The sequence below is a fragment of the Paraperibacillus esterisolvens genome, from assembly GCF_046237625.1.
GTDB lineage: Bacteria > Bacillota > Bacilli > Bacillales > DSM-1321 > Paraperibacillus > Paraperibacillus esterisolvens.
Map to the genome: position 1 here is coordinate 690,331 of NZ_CP143545.1, position 15,097 is coordinate 705,427.

The window sequence follows — 15,097 nt, forward strand, 5'->3', positions numbered from 1 at the left end:
CTATGGATTACGGAGTAATTATTTCTATTGTTATTTACATGGCAGGGATGCTGCTGATCGGCTATTATGCGTACAGGCGTACCGCCAATCTGACAGATTATATGCTGGGAGGCCGCGATTTGGGGCCGGCAGTAACAGCCCTTAGTGCGGGAGCATCGGATATGAGCGGATGGCTCTTGATGGGACTGCCGGGAGCCATGTATGTAAACGGTGTCAGCAGCGGCTGGATCGTTGTCGGGCTGACCGCGGGTGCCTACCTGAACTGGCTATTCGTGGCCCCGAGGCTGCGTACTTATACAGAGGTGGCGAATGACTCTATAACCATCCCGGACTTTTTAGAAAACCGTTTCAGGGATTCTTCCCGCATTCTTCGTGTTGTCTCGGCACTCGTCATTTTAGTCTTTTTTACCTTTTATACATCTTCCGGTATGGTTGCAGGAGGAGAATTATTCAAGACCGCTTTTAATATGGATTATAGCATCGGCCTGTGGCTGACTGCAGCTGTTGTTGTATGCTACACGCTATTTGGAGGCTTCCTGGCTGTCAGCTGGACTGACTTTGTACAGGGAACGATCATGTTCCTTGCCTTGATCATTGTTCCGGTTGTTGTCCTCGTAAACCTCGGAGGCTTCGGCACAACGTTTTCAGAAATAGAAAGCATTGATCCAACCCTTCTTTCCATTTTTAAAGGAGCGACTCCAATCGGCATTATTTCTCTTCTAGCCTGGGGACTTGGCTACTTCGGCCAGCCTCATATCATTGTCCGATTCATGGCTATCTCTTCTATTAAGGAAATGAAGAGTGCCAGAAGAATCGGAATGGGCTGGATGATCTTTTCCATTGTAGGAGCCATGTTCACCGGCCTGCTTGGGATTGCCTATTTCTCAATCAGCAATGAGAAGCTTAGTAATCCAGAAACGGTGTTCATTGTGCTTTCCGAGCAGCTGTTTCCTTCTCTTCTTACAGGCTTCTTCCTGGCAGCGATCCTCGCAGCCGTCATGAGTACCATTTCTTCTCAGCTGCTTGTCACCTCGAGCGCGCTGACGGAAGACTTTTATAAATCATTCCTCAGGAGAAAAGCGACAGACCGGGAACTGGTATTGGTCGGCAGGCTTTCGGTGCTGGGAATTGCCTTGATCGCCATCCTGCTTGCGATTGATCCAAGTGATACGCTCCTGGATCTGGTCGGGTATGCCTGGGCCGGATTTGGAGCTGCCTTTGGACCGGTGATACTCCTCAGCCTGTTTTGGAAGAGGATGACGAAATGGGGGGCGCTTGCCGGCATGCTCACCGGAACGGCTACTGTTATCATCTGGGAACTTTTTGAATCATTAGAAAAAGTGTATGAACTGATACCTGGATTCATTGCATGCGGTGCGGCAATCATCCTTGTCAGCTTATTAACTTCCAAGCCGGAGAAGGCAATCGAGTCTGAATTTGACGAAGCTGTCAAAAGGCTGAAGTATTAGGATTGAAAAACCCTGTCATAACTTCATGACAGGTTTTTTTTGCAGGCAGGGGTGAAACTGCATGAATCATCAGGCTTCCTGCTGTCAGGAGTGAACATAGTTTACCCTTCTGTCATTCCTGTTCTGCCTCTCTCCTCCATCGCCTTTTGTGCTTGTACATGCTTTTGTCCATTTTCTGTCGGCACGGGCTGTGAGTAAGACTCATCTCCCGCGTTTATAGAGAATAATATCCTTTGATTTTCCTGATCAGGGATGCCAGTTCTTTTTCTTCGTTTAAGTTTGACAGCATACCTGTAATGACAGGCATCCTTGGCGTTTTCTGCTGAATTTCAGATTCAATGACATCAAGGGAGATGAGTATATCCTCGGATTCTTTAAAATCCTCGCGGGCAGAACGGATGGCCCCGATTAAATCCTCCCGCCCAATCTGTGCAGCCGGAAAGTGGAATTGGGATAACTCCTGGAGGACATCCGGTTTGAATAAGGGTGCCTCGTCTGCCCCCATCAGCCCTTCTGCCAGATCATCTGTCCTCCTGAGTATATAGCGTGCCAGTTCATGAAGATCCAGCTTCAGGCCCATGAAGAGCAGGAGCTCGAAATAAGAATGAATCATTCCCTGGATCAGCAGGGTAAGATCCCAGGCATATCTGTCTATCCTGCTTCCATATACCGAGGAGACCGTGGTCCTTATATTATCGGCGGCCTCGGCCCTCATTTTTTTAATGGTAGTGCCGATGGATTCGTTGAAGGGAATTGCATGCTCCCTCGTCTGCATGATGATGAAGTCCTTCTGCTCCAGGAACGCTTCAAACTGGCAGACAAGATGCTCAACAAATAACTCCCTTGCCGGGAGATCAAGCCTCTTCAGGTTGTCTATCTTAATCTTTATTTTTTCATAATTATATTTGAATATTTCGAGGAGCAGTCCTTCCTTCGATTTAAAGTGAAGGTAGAAGGCGCCTTTTGAAATTCCTGCTGTATTCGCGATTTCCTGTATTGAAGTGGAATCAAAGCCTTTTGATGCGAAGAGCCTGATTGCAGAATCCATAATTATTCTTTCTTTTTCCTTCAACTTCTTCACCACCCAAGTTTGATTTAGGAATAGATTATTAACGTTTTGTGAATAAGCCCCGGGTCTTATTGACTAAAAATGACCGGTCAGTTATATTATTTAATATTATGACCGATTGGTCAACAGCTTATTCAATTTTTAAAAAATGGAGGATGAAATGAACAGGATTATTAATTTTACACTGAAGAATAAATTGGCTGTATGGCTGATGACAATTATTGTGGTCGCAGCCGGCCTGTATTCAGGACTCAACATGAAGCTTGAGACCATACCAAATATAAGCACACCGGTTCTGAGCATCACTACTGTATACCCGGGTGCAACGCCGCAGGAAGTCGGGGATAAGGTTTCAAAGCCGATAGAGCAGGCGGTCCAGAGCATGAACGGTGTCAAGGTGGTCAGTTCGACTTCCTTTGAAAATGCTTCTTCTGTCCAGATTGAGTATACGTATAAAACCAATATGGATGATGCCAAAAAGGAAGTGGATGAAGCATTATCAGGACTTTCATTACCAGAAGGAACACAGGATCCCAAGGTATCTAAGCTCAGCTTCAATGCTTTTCCAATCCTTACGCTGAGTGCAGCAAACGAAGGCCAGTCACTAGCTGTCCTTACCAAAACTGTAGAAGATGAAATTGCCCCGGCACTTGAAGGGATTGACGGCGTCTCCTCAGTCCAGATTTCAGGCCAGCAGGTGGACGAGGTAAGCCTGCAGTTTGATAAAGATAAAATGCAGGGGCTTGGATTGGATGAGGAAACCGTCAAAAACATAATAAAGGGATCAGACGTCAATATTCCTTTAGGTTTATATACTTTTAAGAATAAACAAAAATCTGTTAAGGTGGATGGCAATATTACCACCCTTGAAGACTTGAAGAACATTGAGATTCCAGTAACCGGCGGCGGATCAGGCTCTTCTGCCGGCCAGCAGGGTCAGCCCCAGCAGGGAACAGGGCAGCAGCCGGGAAGCCAGGACCCGGGTGCCACTGCAGCGGCTCAGCAGGGAACAGGGCAGCAGTCCGGAAGCCAGAACCCGGGTGCCGGGACAGGCCAGATGACCGGAGGGTCAGCACCGCAGGGACTGCAGCCTCCAGCAGGTAAAGTACCCCAAATACCGACAGTCAAGCTTTCAGAGATAGCTAAGATCGAAGAAACTGGAAAGGCTGAATCCATTTCCCGCACAAACGGAAAGGAAGCCATTGGGATTTCCATCGTCAAATCGGCCGACGCCAACACAGTGGATGTCGCGAATGACGTCAAAGATAAAATGAAGGATTTTGAGAAGGATATAAAAGGACTGGACACGGTGTATACATTTGACCAGGCAGAGCCAATCGAGGAATCAGTTTCCACGATGCTGAATAAGGCTTTATTCGGTGCCGTCTTTGCCATGATCATCATTATGCTGTTCTTACGGGATTTTAAGTCGACCCTGATATCGGTTATTTCGATTCCGCTGTCCTTATTGATTGCCATCCTTCTCTTAAAACAGATGGATATCACCCTGAACATGATGACGCTCGGTGCCATGACAGTCGCCATTGGACGGGTAGTGGATGATTCCATTGTTGTTATAGAAAATATTTACCGGAGAATGACGCTTGAAGGAGAGCAGCTAAAAGGCGGCGGCCTGATAAGGGAAGCCACAAAAGAAATGTTCAAGCCGATCCTCTCATCCACCATCGTGACCATTGCGGTATTCCTGCCGCTCGGCCTCGTAACGGGGATGATCGGGGAACTATTCCTTCCGTTTGCGTTAACGATTGTATTTGCACTGTCTGCATCCCTGCTTGTCGCGGTCACCATTGTTCCGATGCTCGCGCACACCCTGTTCAAAAATGGTGTCAAAGCAAAGCAAGAGCATGGGCCAGGCAGGCTGGCAGGCTTCTATAAGCGCCTGCTCAGCTGGACGCTGAACCATAAGATCATCACTTCTTTGATTGCCATCCTGATGCTTGCAGGAAGTCTGTTCCTGATTCCGGTCATCGGTGTAAGCTTCCTTTCATCTGAGGAAGAAAAGATGATGATTGCAACTTATAAACCAGATCCCGGCGTCACAAAAGAACAGGCTGGAGAAGTGGCTGAGCGTGCTGAAAAATTGCTGCTGGATCGTAAAGGCGTCAAGACGACACAGCTTTCCCTGGGAAGCGAGAACCCGATGAACCCGGGTGACAGCAACAGCGCCATTTTCTACGTGCAATATGAAGATGACACGCCTGACTTTGAAGAGGAAAAAGAAAAAGTCATTAAAGAACTGCAGAAGTTTACCAAAAATGGCGAATGGCTCTCGCAAAACTTCAGCTCGAGCGGCGCAAGCAATGAAGTTAAAATGTATGTGTATGGAAATACTGTCAAAGAAATTGAGCCTGTCATCAAGGATATCCAGGATATCATGAAGAAGGATGACAATTTTAAAAACGTGGACTCAAGCCTTTCGGAGACCTATGAAGAATATACCTTCACAGCCGACCAGAAAAAATTGAGTTCCCTGGGCCTGACTGCCGGCCAGATCGGCATGGAGCTGAGCCCTGAAAGAGAGCGGCCGGTCCTGACACAAATCGTGAAGGACGGAGAAGAGCTGAATGTCTATATTCAGGCCGAAAAGGAATCTTTTAATGACATTTCCGACCTGACAAATAAAACGATCACATCGCCGCTTGGCATAAAAGTGCCAATCAAGGATGTTGTGAAGGTTGAGGAAGGGGAGACTGCCAATACAGTAAGCAGGCGCGACGGCAAGATATTTGTCGATGTAAGCGGTGAACTGAAGACAGACAATGCCGGAAAGGCCTCTTCCGATCTGCAGAAGAAGGTAGATGAATTAGATCTTCCATCCGGTGTAGAAGTCGATATGGGCGGAGTTTCCGAGGATATCAATGAATCCTTCAAGCAGCTTGGGCTGGCCATGCTTGCGGCTATCGCGATTGTCTATCTTGTACTGGTTATTACATTTGGCGGGGGATTGGCTCCTTTTGCCATCTTGTTCTCCCTTCCATTCACCATCATCGGCGGACTTCTAGGCCTGCTGATTGCAGGTGAGACCCTTAGCGTGTCAGCCATGATCGGAGCCTTAATGCTGATCGGCATCGTTGTAACTAATGCCATCGTATTGATCGACCGGGTCATTCATAATGAAAAAGGCGGAATGAACACACGGGAAGCCCTGCTTGATGCGGGCTCCATCCGCCTCCGTCCGATCCTTATGACAGCCATTGCTACAATCGGCGCCCTGATTCCGCTTGCCATTGGAGCAGAAGGCAGCGGGATCATCTCGAAAGGTCTCGGTGTAACCGTCATCGGCGGACTTACAAGCTCTACCCTCCTGACCCTGGTTATCGTACCAATCGTGTATGAAGCCCTGAGCAGGATTAAAAACAGAAAGCGGCGTAAAGCTGCATAAGAGATGAAGAAGCCCCGCACTTTTTAGACAGGTGCGGGGTTTTCATTTGAGTTCTTTTCATCGACTGCCGGATTGGTAATATAGTTTTTTGGCTAAGGCGGTGGCGGGGTGTGAACATTTTTAATGACCCATTCTCCCGGCAGAGAAGCTTATAAGGTCATAAAGATTTTTTAAGACCACTTATCCATGATTCGCAGCTCATTCAGGCCATAAAGGTTTTTTTTAAGACCACTTTTCCAGGAAACGCAGTTATTTTAGGTCATAAAAAATTTAGTGGGACCAGGATCTGGAGCTCATTTAGTTCCTGGAGAACCTTCAGTGACCGCTCCGCCAGCCCCTATAAGGATCCATTAGGCCCAGGGCCCGTAAAGTCTGCAGCAGGAATACCGCTAACCATGCCAGGAACGCTGACCGCTCGCTCTAAGAAATGCCCCAGGACGATTATAGCCGGATCAAAGTGTGGAAATAGTAATTCTAACAAGGGAAATTGGCAGATAGGCTGCCGTTCAGGGGGGACTCACCAAAAAACAAAAAGAATGGACGGCTGAGTCCGCTCCTGTGGATTTCCTTTTATAATAACGGGAACCTTATGATACTATATGTCTATAAACACATCTGAAGGAGATTTCGATGACACAAAATGAGAATTTTTTAAATGAACTTAAGCCGGCACTCCAGGAAAATTGGCAGTCTGCAGGCTTTAACGAGCCGACAACCATCCAGGAAAAGGCCATACCAGCCATCCTTGCAGGTAAGGATGTTATTGCAGGATCTCCGACAGGAACAGGGAAGACCCTGGCCTATCTGCTGCCGGCCCTGCAGGCCGTTAATGAGGAAAACGGGGCTATACAGGCTTTGATACTGGCATCCTCTCACGAGCTGGTTATGCAGATTAATGAAGAGATACAGAAGTGGTCGAAAGGCAGCAAGATTTCAGGGGCGTCGTTCATTGGCGGTGCCAATATGAAAAGGCAGCTTGAAAAGCTGAAGAAGCGTCCACAGATTGTGGCCGGGACGCCAGGCCGTATCAATGAACTGATCAAGATGAAAAAGATGAAAATGCATGAAGTTAAACTGATTGTGCTGGATGAAGGCGATCAGCTGCTGGTGCCGGAACACATCAGGACAATACAGGATATTGTAAAAAGTACCCTGAAGGATCGTCAAGTTGTCCTGTTTTCTGCAACTCTGCCAAGCCAGACGGAAGAAATGGCCAGGGCAATGATGACAGACCCTGAGCTGATTGAAGTGAAGCGGGAAGAAAATATCCCCTCAAAGGTGGAGCATTCGTATTTCACGGCAGACCCGAGGGATAAAATTAAAGTCCTGGAGAGGATCAGCCGGATTGAAGGCTTGAAGGGGCTCGCATTTGTAAAAGACATCGGAAATCTGAATGTTTTATCGGAAAAGCTCAGCTATGACCGCATTCCGCATGCCGTCCTGCATGGAGATTCCAATAAGAGGGACAGGGAGGCAGCCATTAAGGGACTGCGCACAGGGGATTATACCCTTCTCCTTGCAACCGAGGTTGCGGCTAGAGGGCTCGACGTGAAAGGACTCACCCATGTGATTCATTATGATCTTCCGAAAACAACGGAGCAGTATATCCACCGTTCAGGAAGGACGGGAAGATCAGGAGCAGAGGGGACTGTATACTCCATCATTTCGCCAGCTGAAGAACGTGATTTGAAGAGGCTTGTCCGCGATCTTGATCTTGAAATGACACTCAAAACTTTTTATAAAGGCCAGGTGGTTGATGGCAAGCCTTCGAAAACAAGTTCCAAAAGATGATTGTGTCCCAGGGAACCTCTAACAAGAGGTTCCTTTTTTAGTGGGTAATTTTAAATATGTCTAACTATAATCCAGCAAAAAGAAAACGCTTACATTATGTTCCGATTCATCATACAATGAGGATAGTTAGAAAGCTTCGTAATTAGGGGGGACCATATGAAAAAGAGATTCAATAATATGGAGACCGAGGTCATCCATGCAGGCTATGATTCAAAAAACCATTTAGGAAGCCTTTCTGTGCCCATTTTCCAGACATCGACCTTCACCTTTGATAGTGCTGAGCAGGGTGAAAACCGGTTTGCAGGCAGGGAGGAAGGCTATATTTACAGCAGGCTTGGAAACCCGACAGTCCGGGCGCTTGAAGAGAGGATAGCGATCCTTGAAGGGGCGGAAGAAGGACTCGCTTTTGGCTCTGGGATGGCTGCCGTATCGGCGGTCCTGCTTGCGGCGACTAAACAGGGCGATCATATTGTGTGTTCGCAGGGGTTGTATGGATGTACCTTCGGCCTTCTTGAGATGATGGAAAAAAAATACGGAATTACACATGATTTTTCCTCCATGGAAACGGAGGAGGCCATTGCAAGCCTGATCCGCCCTGAAACGGTCTGCATCTATGTGGAAACGCCCATGAATCCAACCATGAGAATGATAGATTTAGAGATGGTGGCAAAAGTGGCTAAAAAACATGGCATCCTGGTCATTGTGGATAACACCTTCAGCTCACCGTATCTGCAGCAGCCTTTGAAATGGGGATGCGATGTGGTGATTCATAGTGCCACAAAATATATCTGCGGCCATGGCGACGTTGTAGCAGGACTTGCTGCCGGAAGCAGCGAGTTTATCAGGATGGTCGCCAAGACTACCTTGAAGGATATCGGCGGTATTATGTCACCTTTTGATGCCTGGCTGCTTCTGAGAGGCCTTAAAACGCTGCCTGTCAGAATGGACCGTCATACAGAGAACGCGAGTAAAATCAATGAAAAACTAAAAAGCCATCCGATGATTGAGAAGGTTTATTATCCCGGCGATCCTGCGCACGCCGATCATGCCATAATGAAAAAACAGATGAAGGCTGGAGGCGGTCTGATTTCATTCGAAATCAAGGGTACAAAGAAGGACGCTCAAGCCTTCCTGAATTCACTGAAGCTTGTTAAAATAGCTGTCAGCCTGGGAGATGCCGAAACTTTGATTCAGCATCCGGCCTCTATGACACATGCCATAATCCCTTCAGCTGAAAGAGAAGCAATGGGGATTACCGAGCAGATGCTCCGCCTCTCAGCAGGGCTTGAATCTTGGGAAGACGTCTGGGGAGATCTGCAGCAGGGACTGAATTCACTTTTATAAGCAGGGCCTCCCTTCGCGGAGGTTCTTTAATTTATGGAATTTTCCAACAAATTAAGCTGAAATAGTTTATGCTGCAGTGAAAAAGGTATAACAACTGTATAAGGGAAGGCGGTAATTTCTCTCCCAAAAAAAGGCGGAGGTGCTGGCATGTATGAGGAAAAGTCTGAGGAAGGGCTGAAGCAGGAATTGGGCACTTATTTTACTGATCCGAAAGAGAGTGCGCTTACTCCTGCTGCCCCAGAAAAGCCCCGGGCCTTAGAAGAAGATAAGTAGGCTTGTGCGGCGGTCTCATTTAAATAGAGACCGCTTTTTTTTGTTCCGGAAAGTGCCTGCATCTTCAGTTTTTTAGTGTTGTATACAAGAGTTTACCTCCATAGTATATAGATGCTTTTTTTCGTCCACATTTAGTGCATCGTTCGTAACGAATAAAATATTCATACCTCCATTCCTCGTGTGCGTATTTTTGAGTGCAATGACAAACAGTTAGTTTTAACATGGTATCAATCCCTTTCCATTAATATAGGATAATCGAAACCATTTTATATTGAAGTGTCAATACTAAACTGGAAAGAAAATATTTTTGCCAGAGCTTTTCATTGACAGCCTCCAAGATTTATACAAAAAATTCAATGAAGTCTAAGCTTCAGTTTTTAGAGAAGAACTGAGGGAGTCCAACAGCGGTTTTGCCATCAATAAAGAAAATAACGGTAAATCTCAGAGATGATTTTTTCAGAGGCCTGTTAAGAATTTTTTTCTGGCATTCGGTGAAAAGAGGGGAGCAGCATGTTTCATTAGGCTTCCTGCAGACGGGAATTTCCCAGGTTTTCCGGCTATGATGTTTGATATACCTTTTGTTCCTTATACCTCCATACCACCTGTGAGTTTTTAAACGTGTGAAAGATTTAGGGCAGTACCTTCCACAGGGTTTTTTGAGGGATCGGTCAAGTTGTGCTGGCCTTTATGTACTTATTTCTAATTCGTTATATTTAAAGAACCATACTCTTGACAGCATTAATACAATTTATCATTATATCCTTATTGCCGTTGATTTTCCGGATTCTTTAAGGAGTTTGACTAGCAGAACCATTGTCCCTTATAATGTGAACTGAAATAACAGTTATCTGAAAATAAAAAATTTTTAATCTTTAATTTATTTATGGAGTCAGAAGTGATTCGTCAATAAGGGAGATCGAGGCCCGGGCTTCATTATGGCAGCAGCAGGGTCGGTAATCGGCCTGGGGAAATCTGGAGATTTCCTGCAGTAGCATACGATAATGGGGGAGGGTTCTTTATTCCTTATTTATTTATCGTTCTGACAGCAGGGATCGTAATAAAGCTCCAATAGCCTAGGGCCAGAATTCTTCCTGGCGTTAGGCTATTGTTTTGTTTTAAGCCAGCAGCTTCAGGATGATATCTGCCGCTTCCTTAAGGGAGGGGGCACTGGCATCTGCTTCTGTGGGCTCTTGACCGATAAAAACCGTCTTACAGCCGGCTTTTTTTCCAGCCTGGATATCACGTTCATGATCTCCCGCCATCACACTGCCGGCAAGGTCAACATCATAACGCTCTGCCAGATCAAGCAGCAGGCCCGCTCCCGGTTTCCTGCATTCACATCCAGCATCCGGCCGGTGGGCACAATAAGAAATATCTGTAATAGTCCCGCCTTGTTCGGCAAGCATTTTTTTTAACTGATCATGGATTTTCACCAGTGCTTTTTCCTTCAAATATCCGAGGCCGACTCCTCCCTGGTTGGTCACAATAAAGACCTTGTACCCCTGGCTGCTGAAACGGGCAATCGCTTCTGCCGCCCCTTCCAGCAGAAATAGCTGGCCGGGATTATTCACAAACTTTACGCGTTTTGTCAGTACTTCATTTATAACGCCGTCGCGATCTAAAAATATGGCTTTTTCCATAAAAACCCCTCCTTGAGAAAAAGTATTCCCTCCAATGCAGGGGACAAACAGGAGCGTAGTAAAAACTAAACCCGCAGGAAGGAGCTTGAATATGGTTTCTGCTTTTATCTCGCCAAAAGAAATAATCAGCGGTGAAGGATCCATGGCACAGCTGGGTTCAATTACCCAAAATCTTGGCGCTGAACATGCGTTCATTTTTGCCGATCCGGTTCTTGTAAAGCTTGGAGTGACTGCGAGGGCAGTAGAAGCTTTGAAGGCATTTAACATCAGGTATACAATATTTTCCCAGATACAGGCAGAGCCGGGACTTCAGGATGGAAACATAGCAATTGAAGCTGTCCGGAGTTCTGGCGCAGACCTGGTGATCGGGATTGGCGGCGGCAGCTGCCTTGACCTGGCAAAGGCTGCAGCTGTACTTGCCGCAAATGCCGGGCTTGCCGGGGACTACCTGAACTTATCGGGCACAAAGAAGCTGCAGAGCCCCGGGCTCCCGAAGATACTCCTCCCGACTACGGCGGGTACAGGTTCTGAAGTAACTGATATCGCCGTGTTTTCACTCCATGATACAAAAGATGTCATAAGTCACCCGTATCTTCTGGCAGATACAGCAATTATCGATCCTGAGCTGACTTACACGCTGCCTCCTAAGATGACAGCCGCAAGCGGGATGGATGCCTTGACTCATGCCATTGAAGCCTATCTTTCCATACAGTCAGACGATTTTACTGATGCTCTTGCACTTGAGGCAGTGAGAAAAATATACGGAAATATCAGGACTGCGGTATGGCAGGGAGGGGAGAGACAGGCGAGAAGAGAGATGGCGATTGGCAGTATGATGGCCGGCCTCAGTTTTTTTAACGCAGGAGTGGCAGGGGTACATGCGCTTGCCTATCCTCTCGGGGGGCTTTTCAAGATTCCACATGGTGAATCCAATGCCGTTTTGCTGCCTTATGTGATGGAATACATCTGGCCCTCCTCTTTAAATAAAATGGCCCGGCTGGCAGCAGAGCTAGGCATTGAACGGGGGAACCGCAGCGACCGGGAGCTTGCTTTATTGACTGTGGGAGAGCTTAAATCGCTGGTGGAGGAAACCGGACTGCCCACTTCCCTCTCTTACTACGGGATAACGGAAAAGGATATTGAAAGCTTGGCTCATAATGGTATGAAACAGACCCGCCTGCTGTCGCGGAGTCCAAGGCCGCTTACAATTGATGCTGCAGCCGGGATATATCGCTCTGCTTTAAGGGGAAACCTCAAAATGGAAAAAAATCGGCTGGGAGGGTGAGCAGGATGTATCATACGGTAATCGAGCCCAGAGTTTCAGAAACGGACGGCGTAGGGCATATCAATAATACGACAATCCCTGTCTGGCTTGAGGCGGGAAGAAATCCTATTTTCAAGTTGTTCATGCCTGATGCAGGGTTTAGGAATTGGAAAATGATCATAGTGAATATGAATATTGACTTTAAGGATCAATTATTTTTTGGGCAGTCTGTGGAGGTGTACACATGGGTCAAGAAGATTGGGAATTCAAGCCTGATCTTGTATGAAGAAATCCATCAGGGCGGCAGAATCTGTGTTACGGCAGAAGCGGCTTATGTGAATTATGACATGAAAAGTAAAAGGAAGGAACGGATTCCAGAAGGTATACGAACAGAGCTTGCACACCACAGCCATATATGAGGGCAGAGGGAAAAACTGGGAACGGTGCTTTAGCTCCCGTTCCCTGCATGGTTCTTTATGGCTTCAGTACGACCTTGATGCACTCATCAGCATGATCATGGAAGACCTTATAAGCCTGGCTTGCTTCATCAATCGGCACACGGTGGGTAATGATTTCGGTTGGATCGAACTCTGCGTTCATGATTTTGTCAAACAGCATCGGCATTAAGTGGATAACAGGCGCCTGCCCCATTTTCATGGAAATGTTACGCTCGAAAATATTGCCAAGCGGGAACATATTATACATGGAGCCATACACACCCGTCAGCTGCATGGTCCCAAATTTCCTGACAGCCTTCATGCCAATCTGGATAGGGCTGATGGTTCCGCCCTGAAGCTTCAGCTTCTGCCCGACAGCTTCAAAAGCATTTTTTTTGCCGTCCATCCCGACACAATCAATGACAACATCGGCGCCGCCATGCGTAATTTCGCGAAGGTAGAGTCCGGCATCATCATACTCTTCAAAATTGATGGTTTCCACATGGTTCTTAGTTTTTGCATGGTTCAGGCGGTATTCAGTCTGATCTACAGCGATGACCCGCTTGGCACCCTTCATCCAGGCGAACTTCTGCGCCATCAGTCCGACTGGACCGCAGCCCAGGACAATGACCGTGTCACCTTTTTTTACTCCGGAATTCTCAACGCTCCAGTAAGCGGTCGGCAATACATCAGACATGAATAATAATGCCTCATCCTCCAGCTCACATGACTCAGGAATGACAAAAGGCATGAAGTTGCCATAAGGAACCCGGAGAAGTTCTGCCTGGCCGCCCTGATAATTCCCGTATCTTTCTGTGAAACCGAAGTATCCGCCTGTATCGAGCGCTGGATTCGGGTTTGAATTATCACACTGGCTTTCCATATCATGCTCACAGAAAAAGCAGTGGCCGCAGGACACGTTGAATGGCAGGACAACTCTGTCTCCCTTTTTCACTCTGGTGACTTCCGGTCCGACCTCTTCCACGATTCCCATTGGCTCATGGCCGACTACATAATCCTTCTGGGTCGGCAGTGCTCCGACATAAATGTGAAGATCCGAGCCGCAGATTGCGGTGGACGTAATTCTTACGATAATGTCATCGTTGTTTTGGATGGTTGGATCCGGTACTTGTTTCACCTGCATATTTTTAGGTCCTTGAAACGTTACTGCCTTCATAAACAACCTCCTTAAAATTATCAGAATACTGGACCTATACCCTTAATCCTTTTAATTAAAAGCAATAAATCCATATCTTTTGAATTGTGGATATGAATTTTAGTCAGCGCAGTTAATTTTTCAAACGGAGCGCAGTTTATCCTCCTTGAAAAAAAGGAGTTATATACTATAGAAAACAGTTTAAAAAAGGAGTAACAAGATGATAGACAGCATACTCGCCCGTATTGTTGAGGAGTGGGCACTGCCTGCACTTCCCGGGAAAGTTGCGGGTGGATTTCAAAACCAGACCTAAGTCCGGCACAAATTCCCAAAGTATTTATTTTCGTATTAATGAGGGAAGTGAGGACACACAGAGGAGGCTCGTTAGCGAAATGGCATACATCAGGACTCTTCATGAAGAAGGAGTCCCAGTCTCCCTGCCAGTTCATTCAAGGAAAGAAAGGCCCTTTGAAGTCTTTTCTTATAATGGGAATAACTATATAGCGTCTGCTTTCCAAGGAGTGCCCGGCCAGCCGGTCAATGCAGGCGATAAAGAGTCCTGGAATGGGCATTTTTTTAAAAAGTGGGGGTCCACGATGGGGAAGATTCATCGGGCTGCTGAAAACCTTGCTCCTGAAGCTTTTTTCAGACCACATGGGCAGGAAGTAAACCATAAAGTGGCTGCCGCTTTGAAGGTGACAGCCCCGGAACTTTACGGGAAATATCAGGAATACGTGAAACGTCTCGGGAACCTTTCAACACATAACGAAAATTTCGGCTTGATTCATAATGATTTTCATCAGGGGAATTTTCATGTGAGCAGAGGGAATATCCATTTATTTGACTTTAATGACTGTGCATTCTACTGGTATGTCAATGATATAGCAGCAAGCTTTTATCACGCCCATTGGCAGAATGATTCATTCGGAATAAATTCGCGGGAATTCCCCGCTTTATTTTTCGAACACTTTCTTAAAGGATATACGGAAGAAAAGAAACTGCCTCCTGACTTCAAGGGACAGATTCAGCTGTTCCTCAAAGGCAGGGAGTTTTTTCTTTACAGTTTGTTTAAGAAGCATTGGAACCCCTGCAATATGGAAGATTGGCAGAGAGCTAAATTGAAGGAACTGGAATCCAGCCTTTGGCATGATAAGCCTTCCCTGCCATTTAATCTGTTTTAACACACAAAGACTGGACCCCTGGGTCCAGTCTTTGTGTCAGTCAGTAAGATATTATAATGTCTGATTTCTC

The 15,097-nt window shown here is 46.6% G+C and carries 11 protein-coding genes and 1 pseudogene; 9 read left to right on the top strand and 3 right to left on the bottom strand.

Features of this window, described 5'->3' with window-relative positions; all coding sequences use genetic code 11:
* The first annotated feature begins 2 nt into the window (after positions 1-2).
* The gene (gene putP, locus V1501_RS03605) at positions 3-1,469 is read left to right on the top strand and encodes a sodium/proline symporter PutP (protein WP_409291490.1); all 1,467 of its coding nucleotides are present in this window, start codon (positions 3-5) and stop codon (positions 1,467-1,469) included.
* Positions 1,470-1,683: 214 nt separating this feature from the next.
* Here the strand turns inward: putP and V1501_RS03610 are convergent, their stop codons facing one another.
* A complete protein-coding gene (locus V1501_RS03610) occupies positions 1,684-2,541 on the bottom strand; it encodes a TetR/AcrR family transcriptional regulator (RefSeq protein ID WP_409291491.1) in 858 nt (285 codons plus the stop codon).
* Between the two features lie 157 nt (positions 2,542-2,698).
* On the opposite strand from V1501_RS03610, the gene V1501_RS03615 reads away from it, so the two are divergent.
* The 5 genes and pseudogenes from V1501_RS03615 to V1501_RS03635 all read left to right on the top strand — a co-directional run.
* Complete coding sequence (locus V1501_RS03615; protein ID WP_409291492.1) at positions 2,699-5,941, top strand: efflux RND transporter permease subunit; 3,243 nt, start codon at positions 2,699-2,701, stop codon at positions 5,939-5,941.
* Between the two features lie 630 nt (positions 5,942-6,571).
* Complete coding sequence (locus V1501_RS03620; protein ID WP_409291493.1) at positions 6,572-7,732, top strand: DEAD/DEAH box helicase; 1,161 nt, start codon at positions 6,572-6,574, stop codon at positions 7,730-7,732.
* A 156-nt stretch (positions 7,733-7,888) separates the two neighbouring features.
* Positions 7,889-9,076, top strand: coding sequence for a methionine gamma-lyase (megL, locus tag V1501_RS03625; RefSeq protein WP_409291494.1), 1,188 nt, complete (start codon positions 7,889-7,891; stop codon positions 9,074-9,076).
* Between the two features lie 147 nt (positions 9,077-9,223).
* Positions 9,224-9,349, top strand: coding sequence for a hypothetical protein (locus tag V1501_RS03630; RefSeq protein WP_409291495.1), 126 nt, complete (start codon positions 9,224-9,226; stop codon positions 9,347-9,349).
* 935 nt (positions 9,350-10,284) lie between these two features.
* Positions 10,285-10,403, top strand: a pseudogene (locus V1501_RS03635) (hypothetical protein); the annotation flags it as partial.
* Between the two features lie 61 nt (positions 10,404-10,464).
* On the opposite strand, the gene V1501_RS03640 reads toward V1501_RS03635, so the two are convergent.
* Complete coding sequence (locus V1501_RS03640) at positions 10,465-10,989, bottom strand: D-glycero-alpha-D-manno-heptose-1,7-bisphosphate 7-phosphatase (RefSeq protein WP_409291496.1); 525 nt, start codon at positions 10,987-10,989, stop codon at positions 10,465-10,467.
* A 91-nt stretch (positions 10,990-11,080) separates the two neighbouring features.
* Here V1501_RS03640 and V1501_RS03645 point away from each other — a divergent pair, with 91 nt between their 5' ends.
* Entirely contained in the window at positions 11,081-12,274 is a 1,194-nt protein-coding gene (locus tag V1501_RS03645; protein WP_409291497.1) for an iron-containing alcohol dehydrogenase, read from the top strand.
* A gap of 5 nt (positions 12,275-12,279) precedes the next feature.
* Positions 12,280-12,672 carry an acyl-CoA thioesterase gene (locus tag V1501_RS03650; protein WP_409291498.1) on the top strand — a complete coding sequence of 131 codons (393 nt, stop codon included), beginning with the start codon at positions 12,280-12,282 and terminating at the stop codon, positions 12,670-12,672.
* Positions 12,673-12,727: 55 nt separating this feature from the next.
* On the opposite strand, the gene V1501_RS03655 is transcribed toward V1501_RS03650, so the two are convergent.
* A complete protein-coding gene (locus V1501_RS03655) occupies positions 12,728-13,867 on the bottom strand; it encodes a zinc-dependent alcohol dehydrogenase (protein WP_409291499.1) in 1,140 nt (379 codons plus the stop codon).
* 269 nt (positions 13,868-14,136) lie between these two features.
* On the opposite strand from V1501_RS03655, the gene V1501_RS03660 reads away from it, so the two are divergent.
* Entirely contained in the window at positions 14,137-15,027 is an 891-nt protein-coding gene (locus tag V1501_RS03660; RefSeq protein WP_409291500.1) for a phosphotransferase enzyme family protein, read from the top strand.
* Positions 15,028-15,097: the final 70 nt, after the last annotated feature.